Annotated in this window: 25 protein-coding genes; 13 read left to right on the top strand and 12 right to left on the bottom strand. The window is 50.5% G+C overall.

Going from position 1 to position 26,821, the window contains the following annotated elements; all coding sequences use genetic code 11:
* Positions 1-67: 67 nt before the first annotated feature.
* From WCY20_RS10290 to WCY20_RS10280, 3 genes are read right to left on the bottom strand one after another with little or no spacing between them, the layout of a single operon-like run.
* Complete coding sequence (locus WCY20_RS10290; RefSeq protein ID WP_345974899.1) at positions 68-1,912, bottom strand: ABC-F family ATP-binding cassette domain-containing protein; 1,845 nt, start codon at positions 1,910-1,912, stop codon at positions 68-70.
* A gap of 35 nt (positions 1,913-1,947) precedes the next feature.
* Positions 1,948-2,916, bottom strand: coding sequence for a DNA polymerase III subunit delta (gene holA, locus WCY20_RS10285; protein WP_345974897.1), 969 nt, complete (start codon positions 2,914-2,916; stop codon positions 1,948-1,950).
* A complete protein-coding gene (locus tag WCY20_RS10280; RefSeq protein WP_345974895.1) occupies positions 2,916-4,871 on the bottom strand; it encodes a ribonuclease R family protein in 1,956 nt (651 codons plus the stop codon). The genes holA and WCY20_RS10280 overlap by 1 nt, the downstream gene beginning before the upstream one ends.
* 112 nt (positions 4,872-4,983) lie before the next feature.
* Between WCY20_RS10280 and WCY20_RS10275 the strand changes: the two genes are divergently transcribed.
* The 4 genes from WCY20_RS10275 (at position 4,984) to WCY20_RS10260 (ending at position 7,495) form a co-directional block, all read left to right on the top strand.
* The gene (locus WCY20_RS10275) at positions 4,984-5,967 is read left to right on the top strand and encodes a hypothetical protein (protein WP_345974893.1); all 984 of its coding nucleotides are present in this window, start codon (positions 4,984-4,986) and stop codon (positions 5,965-5,967) included.
* 53 nt (positions 5,968-6,020) lie between these two features.
* Positions 6,021-6,347, top strand: a complete 327-nt coding sequence (locus tag WCY20_RS10270) for a hypothetical protein (protein ID WP_345974891.1) — start codon at positions 6,021-6,023, stop codon at positions 6,345-6,347.
* A gap of 128 nt (positions 6,348-6,475) precedes the next feature.
* Positions 6,476-7,003, top strand: coding sequence for a transcription elongation factor GreA (gene greA / locus WCY20_RS10265; RefSeq protein WP_345974889.1), 528 nt, complete (start codon positions 6,476-6,478; stop codon positions 7,001-7,003).
* A gap of 213 nt (positions 7,004-7,216) precedes the next feature.
* The gene (locus tag WCY20_RS10260) at positions 7,217-7,495 is read left to right on the top strand and encodes a peptidylprolyl isomerase (protein WP_345974887.1); all 279 of its coding nucleotides are present in this window, start codon (positions 7,217-7,219) and stop codon (positions 7,493-7,495) included.
* 59 nt (positions 7,496-7,554) lie between these two features.
* Here WCY20_RS10260 and WCY20_RS10255 read toward each other — a convergent pair whose 3' ends face one another.
* Positions 7,555-8,001 carry an Rrf2 family transcriptional regulator gene (locus tag WCY20_RS10255; RefSeq protein WP_345974885.1) on the bottom strand — a complete coding sequence of 149 codons (447 nt, stop codon included), beginning with the start codon at positions 7,999-8,001 and terminating at the stop codon, positions 7,555-7,557.
* A gap of 105 nt (positions 8,002-8,106) precedes the next feature.
* Between WCY20_RS10255 and purL the strand changes: the two genes are divergently transcribed.
* Positions 8,107-10,323: a phosphoribosylformylglycinamidine synthase subunit PurL gene (purL, locus tag WCY20_RS10250; protein WP_345974883.1), complete on the top strand. Its 2,217-nt coding sequence runs from the start codon at positions 8,107-8,109 to the stop codon at positions 10,321-10,323.
* Between the two features lie 120 nt (positions 10,324-10,443).
* On the opposite strand, the gene WCY20_RS10245 is transcribed toward purL, so the two are convergent.
* Positions 10,444-10,899: a cupin domain-containing protein gene (locus WCY20_RS10245; protein WP_345974881.1), complete on the bottom strand. Its 456-nt coding sequence runs from the start codon at positions 10,897-10,899 to the stop codon at positions 10,444-10,446.
* A 473-nt stretch (positions 10,900-11,372) separates the two neighbouring features.
* On the opposite strand from WCY20_RS10245, the gene WCY20_RS10240 reads away from it, so the two are divergent.
* Positions 11,373-11,687, top strand: coding sequence for a DUF3817 domain-containing protein (locus WCY20_RS10240; protein WP_345974879.1), 315 nt, complete (start codon positions 11,373-11,375; stop codon positions 11,685-11,687).
* Between the two features lie 77 nt (positions 11,688-11,764).
* On the opposite strand, the gene WCY20_RS10235 is transcribed toward WCY20_RS10240, so the two are convergent.
* A complete protein-coding gene (locus tag WCY20_RS10235) occupies positions 11,765-13,717 on the bottom strand; it encodes an HD domain-containing phosphohydrolase (RefSeq protein WP_345974877.1) in 1,953 nt (650 codons plus the stop codon).
* Positions 13,718-13,929: 212 nt separating this feature from the next.
* A complete protein-coding gene (locus WCY20_RS10230; protein WP_345974875.1) occupies positions 13,930-14,892 on the bottom strand; it encodes an acyl-CoA desaturase in 963 nt (320 codons plus the stop codon).
* Positions 14,893-15,162: 270 nt separating this feature from the next.
* Here WCY20_RS10230 and WCY20_RS10225 point away from each other — a divergent pair, with 270 nt between their 5' ends.
* The 6 genes from WCY20_RS10225 to WCY20_RS10200 all read left to right on the top strand — a co-directional run bounded on the left by WCY20_RS10225 (position 15,163) and on the right by WCY20_RS10200 (position 22,288).
* On the top strand, positions 15,163-15,744 hold the full coding sequence (locus WCY20_RS10225) for a helix-turn-helix domain-containing protein (RefSeq protein WP_345974873.1): 582 nt from the start codon (positions 15,163-15,165) through the stop codon (positions 15,742-15,744).
* A complete protein-coding gene (locus tag WCY20_RS10220; protein ID WP_345974871.1) occupies positions 15,744-16,976 on the top strand; it encodes a TolC family protein in 1,233 nt (410 codons plus the stop codon). Before WCY20_RS10225 ends, WCY20_RS10220 begins: the two co-directional genes overlap by 1 nt.
* Positions 16,973-17,716: an efflux RND transporter periplasmic adaptor subunit gene (locus WCY20_RS10215; RefSeq protein WP_345974870.1), complete on the top strand. Its 744-nt coding sequence runs from the start codon at positions 16,973-16,975 to the stop codon at positions 17,714-17,716. Before WCY20_RS10220 ends, WCY20_RS10215 begins: the two co-directional genes overlap by 4 nt.
* Positions 17,716-20,799, top strand: a complete 3,084-nt coding sequence (locus tag WCY20_RS10210) for an efflux RND transporter permease subunit (RefSeq protein ID WP_345974869.1) — start codon at positions 17,716-17,718, stop codon at positions 20,797-20,799. Before WCY20_RS10215 ends, WCY20_RS10210 begins: the two co-directional genes overlap by 1 nt.
* A gap of 125 nt (positions 20,800-20,924) precedes the next feature.
* The gene (gene truC / locus WCY20_RS10205) at positions 20,925-21,692 is read left to right on the top strand and encodes a tRNA pseudouridine(65) synthase TruC (RefSeq protein ID WP_345974867.1); all 768 of its coding nucleotides are present in this window, start codon (positions 20,925-20,927) and stop codon (positions 21,690-21,692) included.
* Complete coding sequence (locus tag WCY20_RS10200) at positions 21,689-22,288, top strand: pentapeptide repeat-containing protein (protein ID WP_345974865.1); 600 nt, start codon at positions 21,689-21,691, stop codon at positions 22,286-22,288. Before truC ends, WCY20_RS10200 begins: the two co-directional genes overlap by 4 nt.
* Here the strand turns inward: WCY20_RS10200 and WCY20_RS10195 are convergent.
* Entirely contained in the window at positions 22,285-22,941 is a 657-nt protein-coding gene (locus WCY20_RS10195) for a M15 family metallopeptidase (RefSeq protein ID WP_345974864.1), read from the bottom strand. The genes WCY20_RS10200 and WCY20_RS10195 overlap by 4 nt on opposite strands.
* Positions 22,942-23,006: 65 nt before the next feature.
* Here WCY20_RS10195 and WCY20_RS10190 point away from each other — a divergent pair, with 65 nt between their 5' ends.
* Positions 23,007-23,345, top strand: coding sequence for a hypothetical protein (locus tag WCY20_RS10190; RefSeq protein ID WP_345974863.1), 339 nt, complete (start codon positions 23,007-23,009; stop codon positions 23,343-23,345).
* On the opposite strand, the gene WCY20_RS10185 is transcribed toward WCY20_RS10190, so the two are convergent.
* From WCY20_RS10185 to WCY20_RS10170, 4 genes are all read right to left on the bottom strand, one after another.
* Positions 23,342-24,094 carry a metal ABC transporter permease gene (locus WCY20_RS10185; protein ID WP_345974861.1) on the bottom strand — a complete coding sequence of 251 codons (753 nt, stop codon included), beginning with the start codon at positions 24,092-24,094 and terminating at the stop codon, positions 23,342-23,344. The genes WCY20_RS10190 and WCY20_RS10185 overlap by 4 nt on opposite strands.
* On the bottom strand, positions 24,091-24,969 hold the full coding sequence (locus WCY20_RS10180; RefSeq protein ID WP_345974859.1) for a metal ABC transporter substrate-binding protein: 879 nt from the start codon (positions 24,967-24,969) through the stop codon (positions 24,091-24,093). The genes WCY20_RS10185 and WCY20_RS10180 overlap by 4 nt, the downstream gene beginning before the upstream one ends.
* A 75-nt stretch (positions 24,970-25,044) precedes the next feature.
* Positions 25,045-26,337 (bottom strand): TonB-dependent receptor, encoded by a 1,293-nt coding sequence (locus WCY20_RS10175; RefSeq protein ID WP_345974857.1) that lies wholly within the window; start codon positions 26,335-26,337, stop codon positions 25,045-25,047.
* Positions 26,338-26,426: 89 nt separating this feature from the next.
* Positions 26,427-26,693 (bottom strand): hypothetical protein, encoded by a 267-nt coding sequence (locus WCY20_RS10170; protein WP_345974856.1) that lies wholly within the window; start codon positions 26,691-26,693, stop codon positions 26,427-26,429.
* Positions 26,694-26,821: the final 128 nt, after the last annotated feature.

Here is a 26,821-nt window from a genome sequence, read left to right as displayed (position 1 = left end):
ATAAAGCTGACCTTTAAAGAGAGACGCAGTTGCTTTTGGACGTTTAACACGGTTTTGCCTAAGACTCTTATCCCTCTAATACCGCCAACTTCTCTTCGTACTCCGCCATCAAGGCATCCAGCTCTTCCTGCGCAACTTCCATGCGCTCAAATTTCTCTTCGACTTCGGCTTCGAGTTTAGAGACAAACTGTGAGACTTCCATCACTTTGGCGTTATCATTGACATTGGAGGCTTCTACTAGTTCCTGGTGATACTTGGCGATCTGAGTCTCGCTCTCCATAATGAACTTCTCCGCCTTTTCGATCTCTTTTCGAAGCGGCGACGTTGCACGTGAACGCTCTTTGGTGATGATGTTTTTGAGCTTTTTGTTCTCTTTGCTCATCGGGTTGGCGGTTTTCTTCTTTTTAGGTTTGGTCTCTTCGACCTCGTCTTCATCCCACCCCTTTTTTTCCAGGAACAGGTCGTACCCGCCGTCAAACAGCTCTGCACCGTCTTTTGAAAAGATGATGAGCCGGTCAGCGACACGGCGTAAGAGCTCTTCGGAGTGGGAGACGATAATAGAAGAGCCCTGGAAGTTTTTGATCGCGACGGTCAATGCTTCAATGGAGTCGATGTCAAGGTGGTGCGTGGGCTCATCGAGAAAGAGCAGGTTGGACGGCCGTGACAAAATCTGTCCCAGCATCACCCGACTTTTTTCACCACCCGAGAGAAGCGAGACCTTCTTTTCGGCACGGTCGCCGCTGAACATCATCGCCCCGCAGATCGCCCTGACATTGGCGGCGGCAAGTTTCGGATTGGCGGCATAGATCTCATCCATAATGGTGCTGTCGGGATTAAGACGTGCTATATTGGTCTGACCAAAGTGTCCCACTGCGGTGGATCCATGGTACTTGACTTCACCCGTCAAGGGCTCTAACTCACCTGCGATAGTGTTAAGCAAGGTAGACTTACCGACACCATTTTTACCGATGATGGCAAGGCAGTGCCCCTTTTCGATGGTAAAGGAGATGTTCTTAAAGAGAATGTTGTCCGGGGTGTACCCAAAGCTGATATCCTGAACATCAAGCAGGACTTTAGCCGGCGTGTCTTTGAACTGAAAGTCGAAGGCAAGGGTACTGTCAAAACCAATGTCCTCCATACGGTCCATCTTCTCCAGCTGTTTGACTTTAGACTGCGCCAGTGCTGCTGTCGATGCTCTCGCCTTGTTTTTGGCGATGAACTCTTCGAGTTCCTTGACTTTTTTGTCCTGAGAGGCTTTCTGTTTGGCGTAAAGCTCCTCATTTTCGGCCAGCTGGGCATAGAACTTGTGTGTGTCGCCTGGGATCACAAACAGATCACGCCGGACGATCCCCATGGTATGGGTACAGATGCCGTCCATAAAGTCGCGGTCGTGCGTAATGAGGATCACCTCGCCCTGAAAGGCTCTAAGAAAGGACTTGAGCCAGCGCAGAGAAAGGATGTCGAGGTAGTTGGTCGGCTCATCAAGCAGCAGCAGGTTCGGTTCGGTCACCAGCAGTTTGGCAAGGTTGATACGGATCTGATACCCACCCGAAAACGAGAGGGGGGCTTTGTCGAGGTCTTCCTGGACGAAGCCCAGACCAAAGAGGATCTTCTCGACACGGTAGGTATCCCACTTCATGTCATCTTCGAGTGCAAGAGCAGCCTCTTCACGCAGCGTTTTTTCACTAAACTCAAGGTGCTGACGCAAGGCACCTATCTTATAGTTTTTAGGGATAAGCACACTCCCTTCACTTGGCTCTTCTTCGCCCAAAATAAGTTTAAACATGGTCGATTTACCGCTACCGTTACGACCGACGAGGCCCATTTTGTTACCGGGGTTGAGTTTAAAGGTGATGTTGCTATAAAGTTCTTGGCTGCCGTAGGCTTTGGAGACGTTGGAAAATTGTATCATTTTGATTCTTTTTGATTGGTTTTTTGTTTTGGATGTTAAATATAGCTCTGCAGTTTGATCAGCGTCGCCAAAAGGAGGGCGTTTTTCTCAAGCGCTCCGCCGGACTTCATCTTCAGCTCATTCGCAAGCAGGAGGTTCAGGATGGTTTCGTACTGCTCCTGCTTGAACCTGATGCTCTGCTGGGCGCGCTCCTGTTCGATCTTCTGCGGCAGTTTGTAACCGAGAATGGCCGCAGAGTCGGCAATGCCGTGTATCTTGATGTGGGCGTAAAAGAGGTAGAGCTGCGTTATGAAGGCGCTGATGGCCGTGATGATGCGGATCTCGTCCTCGCCGCTCTCGAGGATGCGCTGGAGCTCCTCTTTAAAATCTTTTTTGGCAAGCAGGTGGTTGATGAACTGGTCGATCTTTACTTCGGCTACCCCGTAGACCAGCGCGTCGATCTCCTTGGCACCGACAGGGCGCCCGAGGATCCGGAGTTTGTTCAGCTCATTGAAGGCGAGCGAGAGGTCGCCGTTTTGCGTTTCGATGAGGTGGGTGGCGGCATAACCGTCCATCTGGACACCCAGGCGCTGCGCCTCCTGCATGATGAGGCTGCGGGCCTCATTGGCAAAAGGGGGGAAGAGCCGCACTTCGATGCCGCCGGACTTCTTGTTGAAGGCTTTTGCTGAGGTCTTCATGTCACTGCCGTAATAGGCGTAGATAAAGGTGTTATCGGGGTTCTTCTGTACCAGTTCGAGCAGGATGTCAAGATCTTTTTTGGGCACTTTCTTTTCGTTCTTGATAATGAGCAGGTTCTGGTCGCCGAAGAGCGAGCCCTGTGAGAGGTGGACTTTCGCGCTGTTGAAATCGTACTCGTCATGATAGAGGCTCAGCACATTGGCATCGGGGATAGTGCTGAAGATGCGCAGGTAGTAGTCGATGAGAAAATGGCTCTCGCCGTAGAGCATGACGGCCTGCGGACGTTCGTTGTTGCGGATAAGGTTGTCGAGCTCGTTTCGGCGCATCAGCTCAGTTCCATCGGGTCGGTGTCAAGCTTTTTGACGAGGCTGGCGCTGATCTTGGCCGTTGCCAGATCGACCTTGTCGATACGGACGATGATATCGTCAAAAAGGGTGACCGGGGTACTGACGCTGAGGTTGACCACCGCGCCGACGATCGGTTCGAGTATCTCGGCGATGTAGTCCGGATCCGTGCCGTGGACTCGTGCCCTGAACTCCTGCCCGATCAGTCCGTTTGCCCAGCGGGCGAATTTGCGCTGCATGAAACGTATCTCGATCGTAGAGGCCTCGCGCTCTTTTTCGCTGATGCTGAAACAGAGGGCGTCGATGTTGCGCAGGACGTAGGAACTCTCCTCGGTGTCCTTGGCCAGCAGGGCCTTGAGATGACGGTGGACGATGAGATCCGAATAGCGGCGGATCGGCGAGGTGAAATGGGTGTAGGCGTCAAACCCGAGCCCGAAGTGGCCGACATTGTGCGGGGCATAGCGCGCCTGCATCTGCGCGCGGATGATGAGGGTGTCTACCTCCTTGTCGAGGCCGCGTTTGCGTGCTTCGGCCTGAATGAAATCGATCGTCTCTTTCATGGACTCTTTGGGTTCGACGATGATGCCGATGCCTGCAAGCTCCTGATAGAGGCTCTGGAGCTTGATCTGGCTTGAAGGTTCGTGGATACGGAAGACACCGTGGGTGTAACGCGAGGCTGCCGCCTTGTTGGCCAAAAGCATACAGTCTTCGATCAGTCCGTGCGAGGGGGTTTCTTCGCTCAGCGTAGTAGAGATGATGTTTTGCTCCTCGTCGAGTTCCATCTCGACCTCTTCGGAATGGAAGTCATAGCCGTATTTCAGCCGCTCCTCTTTGAGCGCGTCGGTCAGTTCGCGCAGCTTGGGGAGGTAGCCGAATACAGGTTCTTCCTCGCTGTTTTTTGGCGTAAGGCCGCCTTCGAAAAAGAGGTCGACCTCTTCATAGGTAAAGCGGCGTTTGGAGTGGATAATGGCCTCGTACAGTTCGCTTTTTACCACTTTTAGCCCATCGAGATGCAGTTCAAAAACAAAGGCGAGACGGTCGACATGAGGCTGAAGCGAACAGAGGGTCTCGGAGAGTTGGCGCGGCAGCATCGGAATGGAACGGTGCGGCAGGTAGATTGAGAAACTACGGTAGATCGCTTCGGCATCGATCGGACCAAAGGGCTCGACATAGCTGCTGACGTCGGCGATGGCGACGTAGAGGATGTTCTTCTCGGGGATGTAGCAGATGGCATCGTCAAAGTCTTTTGCGGTGACCGGGTCGATAGTACAAAAAGGGAGGCTTCGCAGGTCTTTGCGGTCGGGGTAGAACGAGACGTCCACGTTCTTGTCAAAACTCTGCGCCAGATCGAGGACATCCTGCTCGAATTCATCGTGCTTGTTAAACTGCGCCAGCACGATCTTCTCATCGACCAGAGGATCGCTGATGTGGCCCAGCTCTGCCATGACTTCGCTGGTCTGGTCGTTGATTTTGAAGAGGGCGCCCTCTTCGTATTTGGCAAGTTCGGCGGCGCTGAGCGGAACGCCTGCCGGGTAGCCGGTACGAATGTCGACCAGCCCTTTTTGCCCCTTGTTGACCGTCAGTATGGCAACGCTGTAGGTTTCGGCGCGTCCGAGGACCTCTACGACCTTGGCGCTTGGTCCGCCGCGTTTTCCCAGCAGACGTTGGGCGATGACGATGTCACCGTCTTTGGCACTGCCGAGATCGTGTTCATCGATGTAGAGATCGCGGACATTGGCACCGACTACCCGCAGGTAAGCGGAACCCTGCTGGGCCATCATTATTGAACCTGCGCGGTATTTTGAGGGGAGGCGGTAGAGTTTCTCCTCTTTTACGAGGTAGCCTTGAGCAAGCCATTTCTGAACATGTTCCATCTCCTCTTCGGTGATGTCCTGTTCGTAAAGTCCCACGGTCAATCGTATCAAAAGGTTTTTCACGCGCTCTTTTCCCCAATACAAAAGCATCGCCGGCAATTCTATAATGATTGCAGGGAGGCTCTTAAATAAATTTCTAGTATTATAACTAAGAATAGATATTGAAGGCGAATATATGAAGATCCTACTGTTACTGTTTTTGACACTGTCTCTCTTCGGAGGTGATTTTGAAGAGATGAAGAATACGTTTGAAAAAGGGAATGCCGACCGCGCTATTGCCATTGCGCGGATCAATGCGATGAAGGGAGACGTTGCTGCGATGTACGATCTCGGGCTGCTCTATTATGCGAAGGGCTCAACTAATGAAGCGAAAAGGTGGCTGGAACGTTCGGTTAGAAACGGGGGCAAAGGAGCGCTGGGTATCAGCATCATCCTTTTCTCGCAAAGTCGCAGCAGAGATGGGTATAAGAAGGTCACGGAATCGCTTGTCAATGTTGAAAAAAGTCCGATACGTTCAGCTTTGATGGCCGTCAGCAGGGACCTTTCGGAGAACCGGCGTGAGGCTTCTGGGAAAGATTATCTTACGGTAGCTGAGCTTTTTTACGGCGACAAAATTATTGCTCCGGACCTTAGAATGGCGCTCTTTTTGACCAATCAGGCGGCAAAAAAAGGCGATGAGAAAGCGATGGAACTGATGGGCGATGCATATTGGCGCAGCAACTACACCCGAAAGAGCCCGATGGTCGCCCCGCAAACGGGCAATGCCCTCAATGTGGCGCTAGAGTACTACAGCGATGCCTCCGGACTAGGCAATCTCGATGCGATGGCCAAAATGGGGAAACTTCATATTATCGGGCCGCGCAATGTCCGCAGGATCCAGTACGGAGTCGAGCTGATCCTCAAATCAGCAAACGGGGGCAGCCCCCTGGGTGCACAGATGGCAGCGGAACTCTATTTTGAAGGGCAGGGTGTCAGAGCCGATCGACGGCAGGCACTGGAATGGTATGCAAAAGCGACGGAGATATGCGAGGTCAACAAGATACTTGCGAACCTCTATCGCCAGGGCGAAGAGGCCGATAGGTATGCGGCCGCGTACAAACAGTGTGCCAATACCGACAAGTACAAGGGGCAATACCATCTACTGTTTGAACAATTTTGAGAGTAAACACATTCTATGCTAGAATTTTCGGCAAAAACAAGCCAAGGTGAAAAATGAATAATGAAGCGATGTTGAAACAACTTGGGTATACACCCAACGAAGCACTGTTGAACCAGTTGGAGAGAATTATCAATAATACGAACTCTTTTGAGAAGATCGAAAAACATATTTTTGATCTGAATGAACACCTCAAAGTTGATGACTCGCACGTTGCCATGTCGAACAGTGAAGACTATTTCAAGATCAAGATCGAAGCACCGAGCCCGGAACGTACTGAAGAGGCGATGGAGAAAGTGCAACATTTTGCCGACAAGTATAAAGTGGCCCTGAAGCAGGTTGAAGGCAAAAACACCTTTTACATTCTGGGCTTTAACAAATAAGCCGCGCCTTCAGGAAAATGCGAACCGTTTTGCATTTTCAGCCGACGCGGCACTGTACCGCATCTAACTCCGTAGTGACAAGCAGCGTAAAGCCGCTGCTTCCTAACCCGTAAAGATGAGAAGATACTATGCACATTGAACCGATCACGCAAGAGGGTTATGACCTTCTGATAAAAGAGTTCAAGTATCTTAAAGAGATCGAGAAGCCTAAGGCCAACCGTGAAAAAGAGGTGGCGGCAGCACTGGGTGATCGCAGTGAAAATGCGGATTACCATGCGGCCAAAGAGAAACTTCGCCATATCGATAAACGGCTTTTCTATCTTAGTAACATTCTTGAAAAGACACAGATTATCGATCCGTCGGGGCTTGATCACGCCCGTGCCCATTTTGGCTCTACCGTCACACTTTGCAATCTGGAGACAGGTGAAGAAGAGGTCTACACGATCTGCGGTCTCTTGGAAAGTGAGCCGGAAAACGGTCTCATCTCCATTCATGCCCCGCTTGCAAAGGTGATGATGGGCAAGCGTGTCGGCGATGAGTTCAGCATCAAGCTTCCCGGCGGTAAAAAAGAGTATGAAGTAGAGAAGTTGGAGTATATCCCGGTATTTGAGCGCAAAAAGATCCACCGGGATGAGAAGGATTTTGGGTTCAGTTAAAAAGGGTGAGGCGTGTCAGTGCACGTGAGCTTCCTGCTGAAGGGAACGCAGCGTTAGCGCAGGAGCGGGGGCTTTGCTCCTGTTTTTCCGCAAGAAAGACCAAGTGCGGCAGGCTGCACGTGAGCTTCCTGCTGAAGGGAACGCAGCGTTAGCGCAGGAGCGGGGGCTTTGCTCCTGCACCGTATAAAATAATAGAAATCAAAAGGAGCCAAAATGGCAAGAGCAGAAGCAAGACATATATTAGTGGACAGTGAAGAGCAGTGTTTAGCACTTAAAAAAGAGATCGAAGCAGGTGCTGACTTTGCTGCGGTGGCAAGGGAAAACTCACTATGCCCGTCAAGCCGCAACGGCGGCGATCTGGGTGAGTTTGGACCGGGTCAGATGGTACCTGAGTTTGACAAGGCGGTCTTCTCTTCGGATGTTGGCGTTGTCATCGGCCCGATCAAGACCCAGTTCGGATACCATCTGCTTGAAGTGACAAAACGCGTCTGACAGTCAGCCCGGATGTTCCCCGATTAAAGCGTTGGAACAGGTAACCTAAAATAAAGAGGTTATATGAGCGTAGGATCGATGTTGGCAAGAGTGGTGGTCGTTAGCATCTCTACGAGAGCCTGTTTCGGGACCTTATAGGCATCATGAAGCGAACATGGATTTTCTATATCGCATTCGCTCTCCGAAAAAGCACAGTTAGTGCAGTTGTTCTCCCCGATAGCCTCAAGTACATCTACCAGGTAGATCTCATCGATACCTCTGCTGAGTGTGAAACCGCCGTTGCGGCCACGCGTTACCTCAAGAAGCTCAGCCTTTGCCAGCTTGGTCATAAGCATTGTCAGGTATTTGTAAGGGATGTCTATTTTTTCGTGAATATACGCTGCCGAGAAGAGGCGTTGCGTGTCACTGGCCATAAAAATAACGATGCGAAAAGCATATTGTGCTGTTTTACTAAAAATGTGAAAACTCCGTTGACGAAACAATTTGTTTATTGTAAACAGATGCATCTTAAGTGTTTATCAAAAATATTATTTAAAATATTATTTTGGTATAATCGCGACTTAAAACCAAAAATTCTGTATTATGTAGATACATCCTCGCAAGGAACAGTCGTGAGTAAACCCCTCGAAAACATTGATGAGATCCTGAGTCAACACAAACTTTCCAAACTTGAATATGCCAATATCAAAAATATCCTGGGGCGCGAGCCTAACCTCGTTGAGATCGGTATTTTTTCAGCAATGTGGTCTGAACACTGTTCGTACAAGTCATCCAAGAAGCACCTTAACGGTTTCCCGACAAAAGCACCGTGGGTCATCCAGGGACCGGGTGAAAATGCCGGTGTTATTGACATCGGTGAGGGCTATGCGGCCGTCTTTAAGATGGAGAGCCACAACCATCCCTCGTTTATTGAACCGTACCAGGGTGCAGCAACAGGTGTCGGCGGGATCATGCGTGACGTCTTTACAATGGGTGCCCGTCCGGTAGCGAGTCTGAACTCGCTTCGTTTCGGCAATGTGACGAACGATGACAAAATAAGCAAGCATCAGCGCTATCTGGTACGCGGCGTTGTTGAAGGGATCGGCGGCTACGGCAACTGTATGGGTGTCCCGACAATCGGCGGTGAGATCAGTTTTGATGAGTGTTACAACGGAAATATCCTGGTCAACGCCTTCAACCTCGGTATCGCCAAATCGGACGAGATCTTCTACGGCAAGGCAGAGGGAACCGGCAACCCGGTAATGTATGTCGGTTCCAAAACGGGCCGTGACGGTCTCGGCGGTGCGGTCATGAGCTCTGACTCGTTTACGGAGGAGTCAAAATCACTCCGTCCGACCGTACAGGTGGGCGATCCGTTTACGGAAAAACTGCTGCTTGAAGCGTGTCTCGAGCTTTTCAAAACAGACTATGTTATCGGTATCCAGGACATGGGTGCGGCGGGTCTTACCTCCTCATCTTTCGAGATGGCGGGGCGCTCCGGTTCTGGGATGATCATGCACCTTGACAAAGTCCCTGCCCGCGAAGAGGGAATGACACCGTACGACTTCATGCTCTCCGAGTCTCAGGAACGTATGCTGATCTGTGCGAAAAAAGGGAGCGAGCAGGCGATCATCGATATCTTCGAGAAGTGGGATCTTGATGCGGCAGTGATCGGCGAAGTAACTGATACCGGGAATATGGAACTGTTCTGGCACGGTGAAAAGTGTGCGGAAGTTCCGGTCGATCCGGTCTCCGAGGAGGCACCGATCCTGGACCGTCCGACAGCTCGTCCTGCCTATCTTGACGGCATCAAAGAGACAACGATCGACGATTTTGCCAAAGTCGCCAACCAGGAAGCTTTTGAAAAGATGATCGCTTCGATGGAAGTGGTCGACAAGGCCTGGGTATATGAGCAGTACGACTCCATGGTGCAGACTAACACTATCAAAAAAGGCGGTATGCTTGATGCGTCCGTCATCCGTGTCAAAGAGAACGGCAAGGCTTTGGCGATGAGCTCAGACTGTAATGTCCGTTTCTGCTTTATCGACCCGAAAGGCGGTGCGGCGGCAGCCGTCATCGAAGCAGGGCGTAATGTTGCGATGTCCGGTGCACGTCCATTGGCGATTACCGACTGTCTGAACTACGGCAACCCGGAGAACCCGGAGGTTATGTGGCAGTTTGCCGAAGGGTGTCTGGGGATCAAAGAGGCGTGTGCCGAACTGAACACCCCGGTCATCGGAGGGAACGTATCGCTTTACAACGAGACAAACGGTGTTTCCGTATTCCCGACGCCTTCGATCGCGACGGTCGGTGTCAATGACGACCAGAACAAGGTCCTTTTCTCCAATTTCCAGAAAGCGGGCAATGACCTCTATCTTGTAGGTGAGACGGCATCTGAGTTCGGCGGTTCACTCTATATGAAAGAGATCTGTGGTACGGTCGAAGGGACACTTCCTAAGATCGACTACAAAAAAGAGCTGGCGCTTTGGGATCTTGTCATTGAAGCCAACAAAAAAGGGCTTTTGGCATCGGCAAAAGACCTCAGTTCGGGCGGCGCGGCGATCGCTCTGGCCAAGATGGCGGCGACAAGCGGTCTGGGCTGTGACGTCGTCATCAAGAACATTGACGATGCACGCGATATATTTGCCGAATCGATGAGCCGTGCGATCATCGAAATCGCCCCTGAGAATGCGGATGCCTTCAAAGCAATGGTCGGTGAGATGGCCTGCGAGAAGATCGGGAGTGTCGGCGGAAACGATCTCAAGGTCAACGATGTGGAGATGAGCCTGAAAGACCTTGATGCAGTCTATTTCGGCCAGTTCCGCAAGGTGATCGAACAGGATCTCTAGTCGGCAAAAGCCTCAGGGCTTTTTCCGTTTCGCCTCTCGTCTCTATAATATTCAACACACCCCTTTTATCCTCTCCCCGAAACTTTTTAGAATCCGACCTTTAAAAGCAGAATTTGCTGTCTATTTTATTTCAAATGCATCGACAGGATCTTCGAATGCGATGAAAAGTATGCAGGATTCACCTTCATGGCAATAGGCAGTATGCGGTTTTTTGGCCGGTCCGTAGGCATAGCGGCCCGGATATAACAAGCCGCTCTTCTCGCCTTCATAGGTGACGGTCATCTTTCCGGTCAGCAGTACCATCCGTTCCGGTGATGTGTGCCAGTGGTTGGGGATCTCATAATCGCCAGGGACCTTGAAAAAGAGGTCGGTATTCGGTTTTGCCGGATCACCGTGAATGGCTGCCAGCTGACACCCCTCACCTAAAAATGCAGGACAGGGTCCCCATGCAATGTTCGGATCATTGACAATTCTGATCAGAGAGTCCTCTGCATTCGCAATACCCAGTGTGGTTGCAAAGACAACGGCGGGCAGCAGTCTGCCCGCTCCGTTAAGAAATGATTGTAGATAAGACATAATGACTCCTTTCTTATCGATAACACAGGCTCTGAGATACATCGACACCCTATTGCAGATCATCTTCTGAGCACTTAACAGAAGACAAGTATGGAACCTGCATGCTGTGTTTCCTATGATTCGATTATTATAAAAAGTGATGGTAAGCTTTATTTAATCACCACCTTTTTACAGAATATTTTGAAAAGTGTAGGTTAAAATGGAAGCGGATTCTGACGGGAAGAGGGGTCTGCAGAACGGTCTACGCCTTTCGTTACTGTGCCGGCAGAGAGAGTGTCAAAGCAATTTTAAACCCCTTTTTACTGCCCAAGCTGGTCGAAGAGGAGATCAAACAGCGCGTCTTATAAGTCCAAGTGCTTTTAAACTCTTTCAGCCGTAACTTCTTGAAAACCCATAGTGAAATTTTAATTATCTTTTCAAATAATATTTATAAGTATTAGTGGATATTATTCGACAAAAAAAGGTGTACATCAATGTTATTGAAAAATATTCATAATGATCTGATCGGTAATTTCAGGATCATCGGTTTTATAGAGGGGATCTCCTACCTGCTGCTGCTCTTTATTGCGATGCCGCTGAAATACATGATGGGTATTGCCGCAGCGACAAAGATCGTAGGCATGGCCCATGGCCTACTTTTCATCGTTTTTTTGATCATCCTGATGCAGGCAGCCCAGAAACATCACTTTTCGCTAAAAGATAGCGCTATCTTCTTTATTGCATCACTACTGCCGTTTGGTACGTTCTTTACGGACAAACGCTTAAAAGAGCTGGAAGAGAGGCTTTAACGCAGCAATACCTGCGTGAACATAACTGGACAACAGGTGAAAAGTTTTGACGAGCGGGTCCGACTCTTCCGGGAGACCTACGCCTCTCTTGTATCGTTATGGATATCTTTGAATCTGTTTTTGATCTCAATGAACTGGTCAAGATAGTTGACAAAAAGTTCTATCAGTTCGGGGTCGAACTGCTTTCCCGACTGCACTTTGAGGTAGGCAATGATCTCATCGAGGGGCCAGGCTTTTTTGTAGATACGGTCGGTGGCAAGAGCATCAAAAACATCGGCGATCGCAACGATCCGTCCGTAGATCGATATCGCATTGCCTTTTATCCCGCGGGGATAGCCGTTGCCATCGTAATGTTCATGATGTTCATAGGCGACAGTTGCGGCTACTTTAAGAAGCGGACGGTTTGACCCTTTGAGGATCTTGTAGCCGACCTCGGTATGGGCCTTCATGAGTGTCCACTCCTCTTCCGTCAATTTCCCTGCTTTCAGTAAGATGGAGTCGGGTGTAGAGATCTTTCCTATGTCGTGCATTGTTGACGCGGCAAAGATGATCTCGCACTCTTCGTCATTCAAGCCGACCAGCTGCGCCAAAAGCTGCGAGTAGTGTGCAACGCGCTGCACATGGTGGCCGCTCTCTTTGCTTCTGGACTCAACGGCTTCGCCCATGCGGTAGATCAGTTCGCGCTGGGTCTCTTTGATCTCTTCATTAAGCAGGATAATATCGGTTATATCCCGACGGATGGCGATATATTCTATCAGCCTTCCTTTTTCATCATAGATGGGTGAGATGGAGGCGTCGACCCAATAGGCGGTGCCGTCCTTTTTCAGGTTTTTGATGATGCCGTTCCATTTTTTCCCTTTTTTTAAATCTTCCCATAATTTTTTAAAGACCTCTTCGGGCATATCGGTATGGCGTACAATATTGTGGGGCTGGTGAAGCAGCTCATCAGGTGAATAACCCGATATATTGCAAAAAGCGGGGTTGACATAGGTAATGATCCCTTTTGGATCGGCTTTGGAGACAATAGTACTGTAGTCAATCGCCTCTTGATAGTTTTGTAAGAGCTGCTGTCCGCGTGCCAATGCCTTGGAGCGCTTGAACGATATGACGAGTATCAGAAACAATGCTGCAATCGTGCCTGCCCAAAAGAGGGTGTGTCTGATCATGGCGTTTTTTGCCGCTTCTCGGTTCTGGAGGGCAGTGGCTTGTATCTGTTTTAATTCGCGGTTGGCCATATCATGAATATAGTCGACGGCAGAGGTGGAGCGTTGAAACCACTCAAAAGGCGTCTGGGGAATCTTTTGAAGGGGGTTGTCTGTAATGCTTTGAATGACTGAAAAGGTTTGTTGCACAGAGGGCTGTTTTTGTATGCTATCCAATGGGGATTGCATAGAAAGAGGGGCATATTCTTGAAATTTCGTAAGGAGATGTTTGTGGAGGCTGTTGATGGCGATGATCTCATGAAGATGCTGCTCTTTTGCGGTTGCCGAAGCTAAAAACAGACCGACTTTTGCCTGCAGACGGGCGGTACTTTCCTGTATATCTTTTAGCAGACGGTAGCGGATAAGTGAATTTCTGATCTCGGTGTTATCGGTATTGAGCAGAGGTGCCTGCGGTTGCTCCATCAGCTGGGAGATCAGCAAGGTATAGGCTTTAAAAGTCTGTGATGGGACTGCCGGATCTACTGCTGAATTGTCTTGAATCCGGGCATATTGTGCATGCAGATTTGAGAGATCGACTGTTTTTGAAACCTTGTCAAAGGCTTTGGCCGTATCTCTGTGCTGATCGGCTAGCGCCGAAGCCGCACTTTCAGTCGGATCGGCCGTATAGATGGTAGCGAGTGAACGCTCTTTTTGCAGTTTGCTGATGATCGTATTGATCTCGATAAGAGGGTGAAGACGATCTTCAACGAGGCGGGCATTGTCAATTCGGCACTTATCGGCACTGAGGTCCCTACAGGCACTGTACGCTGTCATAAATATCAAAAAAACTATTGCCGCTATGATCGTTATTTTGTTAGGAGTCATCATAATATTACTTTATCAAATATTGTATTCAACCGCATAGATTTTTATTGGAAAAATTTTTGGCAAAAGTACGTTACATTTACGATAAAAAAAACTTTTGTATTATCGTGGCATTGTTGCATAATTCTATATATATACTATCACATCAATGCTCAAATGGTATAAAATTTTCAAATATTGAGCGGTAACGGTTTTTCTTCAACAAAAAAAGTTTTTTAATAGGCGTCCAATGCCTTGTTTATCTGGACATAGGCTTCTATCGGGCTTGTCTCAAAATAAGGGATATTGTGTCTTTTGGCAAATTCACGTGTCATCTGCTGGACTTTCAGGAGGTTGAACCGTGGCGCTTTTGGAAAAAGGTGGTGCTCAATCTGGGTGTTGAGCCCGCCATAGAACCAGTGTACGAACCTGCCGCCTTTGAGCGAGCGCGATGAACGCATCTGTAGCTCCATCCAGCTCATCTTTTCGACCTCTTCAACACTGAAGACTTCGCATCCCAGATGGTTTGTAATAAAACCGAATGCCATCCAGGCAGAAAGAACGAGGTTGAGGGTAACAAAGGTTGTCAATGCATTGGCCAGAGGGAGCTGATAGAAGAGAGGGCCCCAAATGATCGGCCAATGCAGGAGCATTAAAAAAAGTTCACTGTAGTTTTTGCGTCTGATCACAAAGTTGTAGGACTGTACGATAAAAGCAGGGTACATAAAAAACATCGCCCCCCAGAATATGATGCGTTTATATTTTTTGATAAAAGGCTTGTTGCCGCGGTTATTCGGTGTAAAGGCCCCGTCAAGCGCCATGATGTCCCGGTCTTTGGTGACGGTGTTACAGAAGTGGTGGTGGTTGATGTTGTGTTTGAGGTCCCACCAGGATGATGAGTTGCTCAGGATGATGGCTGAAAACGGGTGGCTGAGGCGAAAAGAGAGTTTTTTGTTTTGAAAATACTGCAGGTGCAAAATGTCATGGGCCACAAAAACAGCACGGGTAAAGAGCAGGGTCATAAAAAGAGCGAGCAGAAGGGGATTCCATAGAGGCAGCGTGCTGTAGACAGCGATGAAAGAAACAACAAGCGCGATCATCTCGATCGAACCGCGGACAGGAACCCGGCGCAGAAGGCCGGCGGCACGAACCTGGGTTTTCAGCTCATCAAAAATATCTGGATAAGGGGTTGCGGGCATGAGCATTACCTGATGTATAAATTTGCCGGAATTATAACCGTTGTATTCTGAGATAATCGCTACCTGATTGATACGACAATGCTGCATTAAGGCTTATCACACACGTCATTGACGGTATCAATAAACGTGTATGATGCATTTTGGATGCCCTTTACTCAGAGAGTCAGCAGTAAAATCAAACAAATATAATGAACTTAATTCATAAAATGAATTAAGTTCATTTTTAATTTAGTTAGCATACACTTCCGGATTATGTCACGAAGGAGAAGAATGTCGCGTTTAAACCAAGAGTTAAAGAACATGAAACGCACGCTTATTCTGGATAAGGCTGAGGAGATGTTCGAAGAGCATGGCTTCGAAGAGCTAAAGGTCTCTGATCTTGCCCATGAAGCGGGTGTGAGCGTCGGAACGATCTACGCCTATTTTGAATCGAAAGAGGGGCTGTTCAGCGCCTGTGTCGGTGTACAGATCGAAGCCGTATACGAGGTGTTTATGCGCCTGTTCGAGGAGGAACTCCCTTTCGAACAACTGATTGAACGGTCGCAGCAGATCAAGTTCGATATGATGTCCAAAAAACGAAAGACGCTCGAGAGCGGGATTATCAACAACCCGTTTTTCTTTGAGTCGCAGCAGATCAGCCATAAAGAGGGGATAGACAGGATCCACCGTCTCTTCGTCGATACGATCGACCGCCACAAAAAAGTCGATGTTGACACCCTTCAGCTCGTCTATATTCTCAATGCCATCGGCAACGCCTATGTCCTGCGGTGGATCGAAGGGGAGTTCGACGATCTTAACGCCAAAACAAAAGAGGTTAGTACTCTTTTTATATCGATGCTAAAAGGAGCATAATGCAACGTCTACTGATACTACCTCTGATCGCGGTTTCTCTTTTCGGGTCTGATCTGGCTCTATTGATCGAGAAGGCACAGAAAAACGAACGGGTCGAAGTCTATCGACAGAAGATGAATGCCTCGGAGCAGACATACGAAGCGGTCAAGTCCTCCTACTACCCCCGGATCGATCTGGGGGCAGCGGCACACTTCACCTCCCCGAAAGGGCCGATGGATGCGGGAGAGCTCTATAATGTCAATGCCGAGGCTTCCTTGGTCCTTATGGACGGTTTCAAACGTGAAAACATACTTGACGAGAAGAGCAGTCTGAAACGTTCAAGCAGCTACAACCTCTCCCAGGCCAGGAAAGAGGTCGCAATGGAGGTGGCAACGCACTATTTTAACCTCAAGACGGTAGAGGCCGATCTCGCCGCGCTCAATCAGAAGCGAGAGCAGCTTCAGGAACAGCTCAACCGCCAGGAGAAGTTCTTCAGAGCGAAGCTCACGACCGAGGACAATGTCGAACGGATCAGAGCAGCAGTGGCCAATACCGACTACGAGATCGCTTCGCAGCTCTACAGTCGTGACGAGGTGATCGCGAAACTCTATACTCTGACCAACGAGGTGGTCGAGAAAGTGGACGAGAGCACGATTATGCCGCCGCTGTACGCTCAGAGAGAAGAAATGGATGCCTTGAAATCATTGGCATCGCAGGCCGAGGCGGTCCGCTATCAGGCGGAACAGGCCGACAGTACGAACTATCCGACCATCGTTTTATCGGACAAATACGGCTATACGGAGTATAAAGACGATAATCTGGAAGCTTTCGGATTTGAGCGGGTCAACAGTCAAAACGTGTTGATGCTCAACCTTTCAATGAACCTTTGGGACTTCTCTGCCGCCTCCGAACAGCGTCAGGCCGTGATGGCAGAGCACAACGCGCTTAAAGCGGAGCTTGCCTATAAGCAGAAAGAGGCAGATGCCGACCTGAAACTGGCGGAACGGGCTATCGAACGTTCCAAAAAACTTCTGGAAGCGGCACTGTTGTCGCAGCGCGCGTCGGACCGTACTTTTGCGGTCATTGACAAAAAGTACCAGGTGCGCGTGGTGGACTATGTGAAATACCTTGACGCATTGACGCAAAAGATTGAAGCGCAGGCGCAGTACAACAGGGCTTTGGGTGCATTGGAGATCTCTTATGCACGCTATTACTATTATGCAGGATTTGATGTGAAGGAGTATGTAAAATGATGAAAAAGATGATGATATTGGGACTATTGGCAACGGCGGGCCTTGCAGAAGAGATCTATGCGACCTTCAATGTGCAGGCGGAAAAAGAGGCGGATCTGGTCCTTTCTACAAGCGGATTGGTGAAGAAAATCTATGTCGATGTCGGCGATACCGTCAAAAAAGGTGAGGTCCTGCTGGAGCTCGACAACGATGACCTCAAAACATCGATGCTCCTGGCACAGAAGCAGATCGAACTGGCTGAGGTTAACCTCCGTTTCGCTAAAAAAGCGTATGAACGTTTCGAAAAGGTGCAGGATGTTGTCGATGAAGAGCTGTTTGATCAGTATGTTTCGAGTTATGAGCGCTCCAAGATCGAACTGTCCAACGCCAAAGCCAATCTTTCCTATAAAAAGGCGCTCTATGAGAAGACCCGTCTGAAAGCGCCGTTTTCCGGTGTAATCGCCTCCAAAGAGATCGAACTCGGCGACGGGGTAAGTTCGGCAAAGATGGAAACCCTATTTACTTTGATCACACCGAAAAAGCAGAAACTGATGGTAACGGTCGACGAGAAGTATTGGCAGAAGCTGAAAGTGGGACAGCCGTTTGACTACGTCGTGAGCGGCAGCGAAAAGAGCTTTAGCGGCAAGATAGTCAAGATCTACCCTTCGATCGATGACAAAAAACGTTCCGTTACGGTGGAAGTTCCTGCAACTGCACTCAAAGCCGGGCTTTTCGGGCACGGTACGATCAAGGCTGACTGATGTATAAATTTGCAATTACCCGGCCAATCACCACCCTGATGCTCTTTTTGTCATTGGTGATCTTCGGTCTAATGAGTTTCAGCAGCATGAACACCGTGCTTTTTCCCAAGGTCGATTTTCCGATCGTGACCGTAAAGACGATGTACTACGGGGCCGATCCGGAGACAGTAGAGTCAAAGGTGACCGAGAAGATCGAAGAGGCGGTTTCGTCGGTCGCCGGTCTGGATAAGCTAAATTCCGAGAGCAGCGAGAACGTCTCGGTCGTCACGTTGATCTTTGATATGGAGGTCGATATTACCGAAGCAGCCAACGATGTCCGCGACAAGGTCTCGGCGATTCAGCTTGACAGCGGGGTCGAAAAGCCTATAGTCAGTAAGCTGGATGTCGGCTCTGCTCCTGTACTTTCACTCTTCGTCGCCTCGGACAAGGTCAAGAGTACCCGTCTGATGCAGACGGTTGATGAGGTGATCAAACCGATGCTTGAGCGCCAAAGAGGGGTGGGTAGCATCAACATCATCGGGTACCAGGACCGCGAGATCAAGATCTATCCGGACCCTTTTGCCCTACGCAAATACGGGATCTCCGCAGTCGATCTGAAGCAGCTTATCCAGGCTTCGAATGTCAAGATGAGCGGCGGCAAACTGATCACCGACAAGGACCAGCTGATGGTCAAGGTTCAGGCCAATGCGAACAGCATTACGGAGCTGGAGAACTTTGAGATCCTTCAAGGGGTCAAGCTCCGTGATATCGCCCGGGTGGAGGATACGCTCGAAGATGCGGAGAGCCTGTCTACTTTTAACGGAAAACCGGGCGTGATCCTGCAGATCCAGAAGATCTCGGATGCGAATACCCTCAATGTTATCGCCGGCATCAAGAAGGTGATTCCTGATGTCGAAGAGCGTATCGGCGGCGACTATACATTGCAGTATTTCAACGATACCTCGAACTTTATCAACGCGTCGCTCGACCATGTCCTGTTCGACCTGATCTACGGGGGTATTCTGGCGATCATTATCGTCTTTCTTTTTTTGCGCAACCTGACGGCGACCATCGTCTCGGCGATCGCGATCCCGACCTCGATCATCGGGACTTTTTTCCTGATGGACCTGTTTGGTTACGAGCTGAACAAGGTGAGTATGCTGGGGTTGACGCTGGCGATCGGTATCTTCATTGATGATGCGATCGTTGTCATCGAGAATATTTATAAAAAGATAGAAGCCGGGCTTGACAAGGTGGAAGCCGCGCAGGATGGGACCCGCGAGATCGCGTTTTCGATTCTGGCGATCTCTTCCATGCTTCTGGCCGTCTTTATCCCGGTCAGTATGATGGGCGGTATCGTCGGGAAGTTCTTTAACGCCTTCGCCTTCACGGTGGCCATCGGTATCTTTATCTCCTACTTCGTCGCGATCATGCTGATCCCGGCGGTGAGTGCGAGGGTGCTGAAAAAAGGGGAGTCGCGTTTCTACCATATGACGGAGCCGCTCTTCGTCTTTATCGACCGCAGCTACGTTAAGCTGGTCGGTATGACGGTCAAGTATGCCAAAACAACGATTTTGGCAACCTTTCTGATCCTGTTTGCAAGTTTCTCGCTCGCGGGCAACATCGGGATGGACTTTGTCCCGAAAGAGGATAAGAGCGAGTTCGAGATCACGCTTAAAGCGCCGATCGGCGTCAGTCTCGAAGAGATGCAGCGCCGTTCGGAAGCGGTGGCGGAGCTTACCCGTCAAAACGAGTTCGTCGAATACACTGCGTTGACTGTCGCCTACAACACGACGCGCGATGCCCACAGGTCGCAGATCTACGTCAAACTGCGCGATGTTTCCAAGCGTAAAACGACACAGGAAGAGATCATCGTGCAGACACGTAAGGCACTTGCCGGATTTAAAGGGTTTGAGACGATCGCGGTCGCGGATATTCCGAACATCAAAGGGGCGGGTGCGGCGACGCCGTTTCAGATGATCATCCAGGGCAACGATTTCGACTCCCTGCAGGCCACTGTCGACAAGATCATTGCACGCATGAAGACAAACCCGGGGATCGTCGAGATCTCGACCAATTACGAGTCGGGAAAACCGGAACTTACCATCGATATTCAGCGTGAGGAGAGCACCCATATGGGGGTCTCTGCACAGGAGATCAGTGGTATCATCGCGACCGTACTCTCAAGCGACCGCGCGATTTCGCAATTTGAAGAGGGGGGCAAGCAGTATGACATCACGATGCGTTTTTCGGACGAGTACCGCCGCACGGTGGAGGACCTGAAACATCTGGAGGTCAAAACGATCAACGGTGATTTTGTCGCACTGGAGGGGCTGGTGAATTTTGTCGAGTCTGAAGGCCCGGTCTCGATCCACCACTTCAACCGACAACGCCAGATCAGCATTTCGGCCAACCTCGACGGCATCCCTCTGGGCGAAGCAGTCGATACGGCTGTCAACGGGATTGCCAACGACCTTGGAAAAGGGATGAAATACGGCTTTCTAGGAATGGCGGAAGAGATGAAGAAGATGGGCAAAGAGTTCGGCCTCGCCTTCGGTCTCGCTTTTTTGATGATGTACATCATTCTGGCCGCCCTCTATGAATCTTTGCTGCAGCCGCTCATCATCATGGTGGCGCTGCCGATGTCCTTTATCGGGGTGCTTCTGGCCCTGATCATCGCGGGCAAGAATTTCAATCTCTTTACGATGATGGGGATCATCCTGCTGATGGGGATGGTCGGTAAAAATGCGGTCCTGCTGGTCGATTTTGCCAACCAGCAGCTGCGCAAGGGTTCGAGTGTCAGTGAAGCGCTTATATTGGCAGGCGAAAAACGTCTGCGCCCGATCCTGATGACCACCTTTGCAATGGTCTTTGCGATGCTGCCGCTTGTCTTTATGAAAGGGGCGGGTTACGAGAGCAATTCGCCGATGGCGACGGCGGTTGTCGGCGGTCTTATCTCGTCGATGCTGCTGACGTTGATCGTCGTGCCGTCGATCTACAAGTTTCTAAGTCCGCTCGATCTCTGGATGCGCAAGTTCTATGACCTCGATTTTATGGAAGTGACAAAAACGGATAGAAGCGAAAAGCAGGAACTGCCTAGATAGGCAAGCCGTTTTACTTTCAAAAGAGCATCATAGATTTAAACGATGAACCAATATAGGAAACACGCCTCAGCCATGATCTGCATGGCTGCAAATAGAATGGAACATTTTTGGTATATAATGCGCGAATGGAAGAACTAGAGATAATCTATCGAGATGAGTACCTCGTTGCAATAAACAAGCCGACCGACCTTCTGGTCCACCGCTCCTGGATCGACAAGGACGAGACGCGTTTCGCCATTCAGATGCTGCGCGATCAGATTGGACAATATGTCTACCCGGTGCACCGCCTCGACAAACCGACGTCGGGAGTGCTGCTCTTCGCCCTTACCAAAGAGATTGCCAGGGCTCTCTCCGAGCAGATGCAGGCGAATGCGTTCAAAAAACAGTATGTCGCCCTTGTCCGAGGCTATACCGATGAGAAAGGTCTTATCGACTATGCCCTCAAAGAGGTGCTCGACAAGATGACGGATGCCAAAGCGCGGCAGGACAAAGCAGCGCAGGAGGCGGTGACCGCCTATGAGAAGATCGGCCAGGTCGAACTGCCGTTTGCGGTGGGTCGCTACAACACGGCGCGGTATTCGCTGCTGAAGCTGAATCCGCAGACAGGGCGGAAGCACCAGCTCAGGCGCCACATGAAGCATATCCTCCACCCGATCGTCGGCGATACGAAGTACGGACGGGGGGAGCATAACCGTTTTTTCAGAGAGCAGTTCAATGCCCACCGTCTGCTGCTTCACGCCAATGCCCTGACCTTTACCCATCCTGTATCAGAGCGCGAGCTGCTCCTGCGGGCCGGTCTTGATGAGTTGTTTTCGGGCCTCATTGAGCAGCTGGGTTTGAGCTGTGACGCGGAGCTGACAGAGAGTAGTGCCGTTTTCGGAGGTGAAGCGTGAAGCCAGCCCCCTTTCAGGAGGACAACTTCGCAGAGGAGTTCATAGATCTGGACCTCTCCGAAGCAGAGATCGTCTCAAAAGAGTTTGAAGAGTGCACCTTTATCAACTGCGATTTCAGCGAGGCCCAGCTTCGCCACTGCATCTTTGACGACTGCCGTTTTCTCAAGTGCAACCTGAGTGTGGTGAAGGTCGACGGCAGCAGGTTCTCAAATGTTGTTTTTGAAGAGAGCAAGCTCAGCGGCATTGACTGGACGAAAGCCGCATACTCGGAGATCCTGCTGGACGCCCCGTTCACATTTATAAACTGTATAGTGGACTACGCCTCTTTTTACGGCCTTACGCTGCAGTCGATGGTGATAAGAGAGTGCAAAGCGTACGATGTCGACTTCAGGGAGTGCGACCTCTCCGGGGCCGATCTGAGGGAGACGGATCTGACCGACACTCTCTTTCGCAACACGAATCTGAGCGGCGCCGATCTTACCCTGGCCGAAAACTACACGATCGATATCAATGTCAACACGATCAAAGGGGCCCGGTTCAGCCGATACGAAGCGCTTACGCTGCTTGAGGGGCTGGAGATCACGCTGGTCGATTAGTCCTGCTGTGCTGCTGCGATCTTGAAGTCGAAATAGGTCGTTTTGAACGGCTCATCTTTCAGTGTGAAGTGCCACCACTCCTCGGCGTAGTTCACATAGCCGTTTCTCTCCATTATCTTCTTGAGTTTCATCCGGTTCTGATGCTGCTTTTTCGTGACCGCTTCGGAATGGGTATGCGAGCGGGGATCGAAAAAGTCGAAGGGGGTCCCCATGTCAAGTTTTTCGATAGTAAGGTCAATTGTGCTTCCCCTGCTGTGGCCTGACCTGGCGGCAATGTAGCCCCGCTCGAAAAGCACTTCTTTATCGACATGGGGATAGTAGGTCTCTTTCATCCTGGTATCGTTTAGATCCTTGGCCCAGCGGACAAAGTGATCGACGGCACGCTGCGGGCGGAAGCAGTCGAAGATGTGGAGACGATATCCCTCTCTCTGCAGGTCACTTTGTGCCTTCTGCAGTGCAAGGGCAGCCTCTTTCGTAAGGTAGCATATGGGATCGTCATAGCCTTCTATCGCTTGGCCGACAAAGTTCTCATTAGACGCATAGCGCATATCAAAATGGATAGAGGGGATCAGGGTGTTGACGTTGACAAAGCGCTGCGCTTTATCATTTCCGAAAAGTGTCAGGGTAAGTAGAATAAATAGGAGTGCTTTCATACCAATACTTTCTGTAATAATGGTGTAGTATACAAGATCAATAATGAAACAGAGGAGGGCAACGGATGGAATTTCGTTCATGGGCAATAAAGATAGCGAACAGAGAGGTCCTGGACAGGCTGATGGAGATGGTTGAAAAGCAGGAGATTGAAGAGATGTTCCTCTGCCAGATCGATGCGGATGACGCTGTTATCAAAGGATCCAGAAAAGGGGAGGTAATAGGTATACTCTTGATCAAAGGGGTGAAAATCAGACCCCGGCTCGAATCCCTGGGCCAAAGCGTGCTTCTGGACGACTTAGATGACGATATGTTTGACATAGACGATGAAGGGGCTGCCCTTAGAGGGGTGATCTACCCCGAATCGGAAGAGGACGAGCTCCAGATGATCGAACGTCTCGCCTAGTCGTCGATCTCTTTTTTCTGACTCTTCGCCAGCACAAAGATCAGGCTCAGCAGCGCGCCCAGAAAGACGATACTGTAGCCGGTCGGAAGATCATAATAGAAGCCGATGGCGACGGCGGTGACGGAGAAGAACCATCCGTAGCCGAAGGCGACCCATAGCGCTTTGAAACGGCTCTGCATGCTGGCGACCATCGCCGGGGCGATCAGCAGGGTGAAGACGACGAAGACGCCGGCGAGCTGAACCGAAGAGGTGACGGTGACGGCAAGCAGGGAGAAGAAGAGCAGCTCTTTGACAAAACCCGTTATTTTCGGGTAGAGAAAATAGATGATCAATGCGATAAGGGCGTAGATGCCGCTGCTCTTGTACAGGTCCTCTTCGGAAGTGAAGAGGATGTCGTTGGCCAGCAGTGACTTGAAATGCTCCATTCCCTCGGCGCTCTGGGCAAGCACCATCATGATCCCGCTGGCACCCAGGACATAGAGCAGCCCGATATAGGCCTCCAAATGGATCCGTCGGTGCGCCCCGTAGGCGATAAAGAGTGCACCGAGAAGGGCAAATGCGAGGGTCCAGATATAGAGAAACTCGCCGTGAAAGAAACCGTAGCTCACTGAAGCACCCAGGGCCGCCAGTTGCCCGATGGCAAGATCGGTGAAGATGATACCGCGCTCAAGAATGCGGATGCCGAACCAGGCGTGGATCATTACAAGAATGATCATAAGGGCGATCGGGACCAGAAAGATATCGATCATGGCTGAACCGCCGAGGTCAGATGGTCAAAGAGGCCGATCAGGGAGTCTATAGACTCAAGTGCCCCGATGTCGTGCGGCATCAGAATAATTTTGATACCGGTCTTGGTGCGGATGTACTCGGCCGTTTTGGTAGAGTGGTAGACATCATGAAAGATGCAGCAGGGCTTCTCTCTTTTGATCTGTTCGATCAACTCCATCGTGTGGCGCGAAGAGGGCGGAATGCCCGGAAGCGGCTCGATGGTGCCGATGTTGACAAGTCCGTAGGCCTGGTTGAAGTAGGCGAGGTTATCGTGGAACTGGATCACTTTCATTCCTCTTTTGGGGGCCATCTTCTCTTGCCACCGCTTCATATTCTTCTGCCACTCCTGCTCAAAAACCTGCAGGTTCGTTTCGTAGATGCTGCGGTGCTCGCTGTCCATGTTGCTCATAAAGGCGGCGATAGAACGGGCCAGGATCAGGACATTGCTGGGATTGAGGTGGAAATGGGGGTTACCGTCGGGGTGGACGTCGCCTTGCGAGCGGTCGACCGATTTCGGTTTCTGAATCAGTTCAAGCTGGTGGGAGAGGTTCAGAAAGGTTGATGCATTGGGGTTGACCTTGCGGTTGTTGGCCCTCTTGATCAGCGGCGGCAGCCAGCCGATCTCAAGCTGTCCCCCGTTCATGATCAGCGCATCGGCACGGCGTAGCTTCGAGATCAGCGAAGGGCGCGGCACAACAAAGTGCGGGTCCCAGTTCCCCTGTGCCAGGACGACTGTTTTGACATGGTCCTTACCGATCTCTTTGGTGATCGCACCGATATAGGGGTAGCTGACCGCGATGTTGAGATGGGCAGAGAGGGCGAGGGGAAGCAGTAAGAGCAATAAGATGTTTTTCATGTCAGGCCTTTAGTCTGTTGTGTCACGATGTAGGCAGCGCGACCCGCCTGGAAGCGGGCGCTTTGCAGGAGCTGCCTAAAAATCGTGGGCACCGTGGGCGCCGATGGCGATGTTGAACTGCACCATCACCGTGTCGATGTCCTGGCGTTCGCCCTCTTCGTTGAAGAGCGCTTCGTTATGGTTATATTGTAGACGAATACGGCTGAATTCACTCGGGTGGTACTCGGCCATCGCGCTGTAGCGGTTGAAATTGTCAGGAAGGTCCAGATTGGTACCGCCCGCCGTGACATCATTTTTGTAGATGTTGTCGTAACGGACGCCTGCACGCCAGTTCTTGTCGTAGGCGTAGACAAGCTGGGTGTAGTAGCCCGCCTGTTTTTTGTTAAGATCGGCACTGCTCGTTGTGTTAGTATCCGTGTTGTTTACATACTGCGTACCGTCCATATCGCGCATCATCCACTCGCTCTGCCATGTCAGGAAGCTGTAGGAGTCGAAGTAGTGTTTGACGGTCAAATCTGCACCGTAGAGGGCGCTGTTACCGGCAAAGGCGTGTGGGCTCTCTTCGTCGCCAAAGTGATCGAGACGGCTTGAACCATAGGCGTAGGAGATGCCCGGAAGGATCGTCGTGTTTCCGATGTCGAAGGCGGTCTTGACGTAGCCGACGAAGAGCGAAGGGGCACGTACTTCCGATGCCAGCGGTGCGGCATCTTCTACGATAGAGTTCGGGTCACTGATGGCCGCATTGCCGAACATCGACTCGTTCGTCCCCTGAAGGGTTTCCACTCCGATCATCAGGTAGTGGTCCATCGGGGCAACCCACTGCAGCTGTGCGCCGAGTTCATTGATACCGTGGTTGCCCAGGAAAGCCTCGTAGACCAGCGGCATGTCGCCGAAGTCCCAGAAGTGGTGATGCTGGGAGTTGATACGGCCGAACTCCGAGAGCATCTTACCGGCGCGGAAACGCAGACCTGCAGGCAGGCTTGTGGTGGTGAAATAGGCCTCTTCGACCTCGACGCCGTGCTCACTGAAATGGAAGACAGCGTCCATATTGAAGTAGGGATCAACACTGCTTGAAAGCACAAGTTCCGCGTAGTTGAGGTTGAAACCGTTGTTGGCGTTGTAGGTAGCGTGGCTGGTCGTGCCGTGGCTGTGCGAGCCCATCAGACCGTGTGCGATTCCCGGGACTTCAAGGTGCTGCAGCTCGGAATCTTCCACGTTTCGGTAGACATAGGAGAAGTCGGTGACCAGTGAGATGTCGGGAATATATTGCGACTGTGAGAAGCTTCTTTCGTTTACCGGTTTGACAGAGGGGACAACGGCAAAAAGTGATGCCGAGACAAGGGTGGACAGTAGTAGTGCTTTTTTCATAGTTTCTCCATAATTAAGCGCACGGCATATACCTTAGGACAGTATACAGTGCATTGTTCTTATATAGTTTTGATAATCGGGACTGAGTATTATGAAAAAAGAGGCGGTGCGCGCGGGTTGCGTGTTGAGATAATCGAAGCGGTGATCTCTGTTTCTGGGAACAGGAGTGCTTCATAGCCGATAAAAAGTGTAATGACCGGGGCGTTCGTTTCCGGTGCAAGCGCGTTGTCATGCTGTACCAGAGTACAGACCTGACAGTCGCTGCTGTTGTGGTTGGGCAGCAGCTCATGCAGACTTGTCGTCAGGGTCGTGATGATAAAAAAGAGTGCTACTAAAGTATTGATTTGCCGTTTCATCGACGGAATTTTAACATAATTCTGCGACAGGGTGCGTAAGGCTGCCACAATATTTTATACCTGCCGCGTCAACTAACACAGAGGTAACACTCTTCGGTTATATTTTTTGCATAGATAAAAAGGGATGA

The sequence above is a fragment of the Sulfurimonas sp. HSL3-7 genome (genome assembly GCF_039645985.1).
GTDB lineage: Bacteria > Campylobacterota > Campylobacteria > Campylobacterales > Sulfurimonadaceae > Sulfonitrofixus > Sulfonitrofixus jiaomeiensis.
Note: the sequence above shows the minus strand (reverse complement) of the source record. Positions and strands in the feature narration are given on the sequence as shown.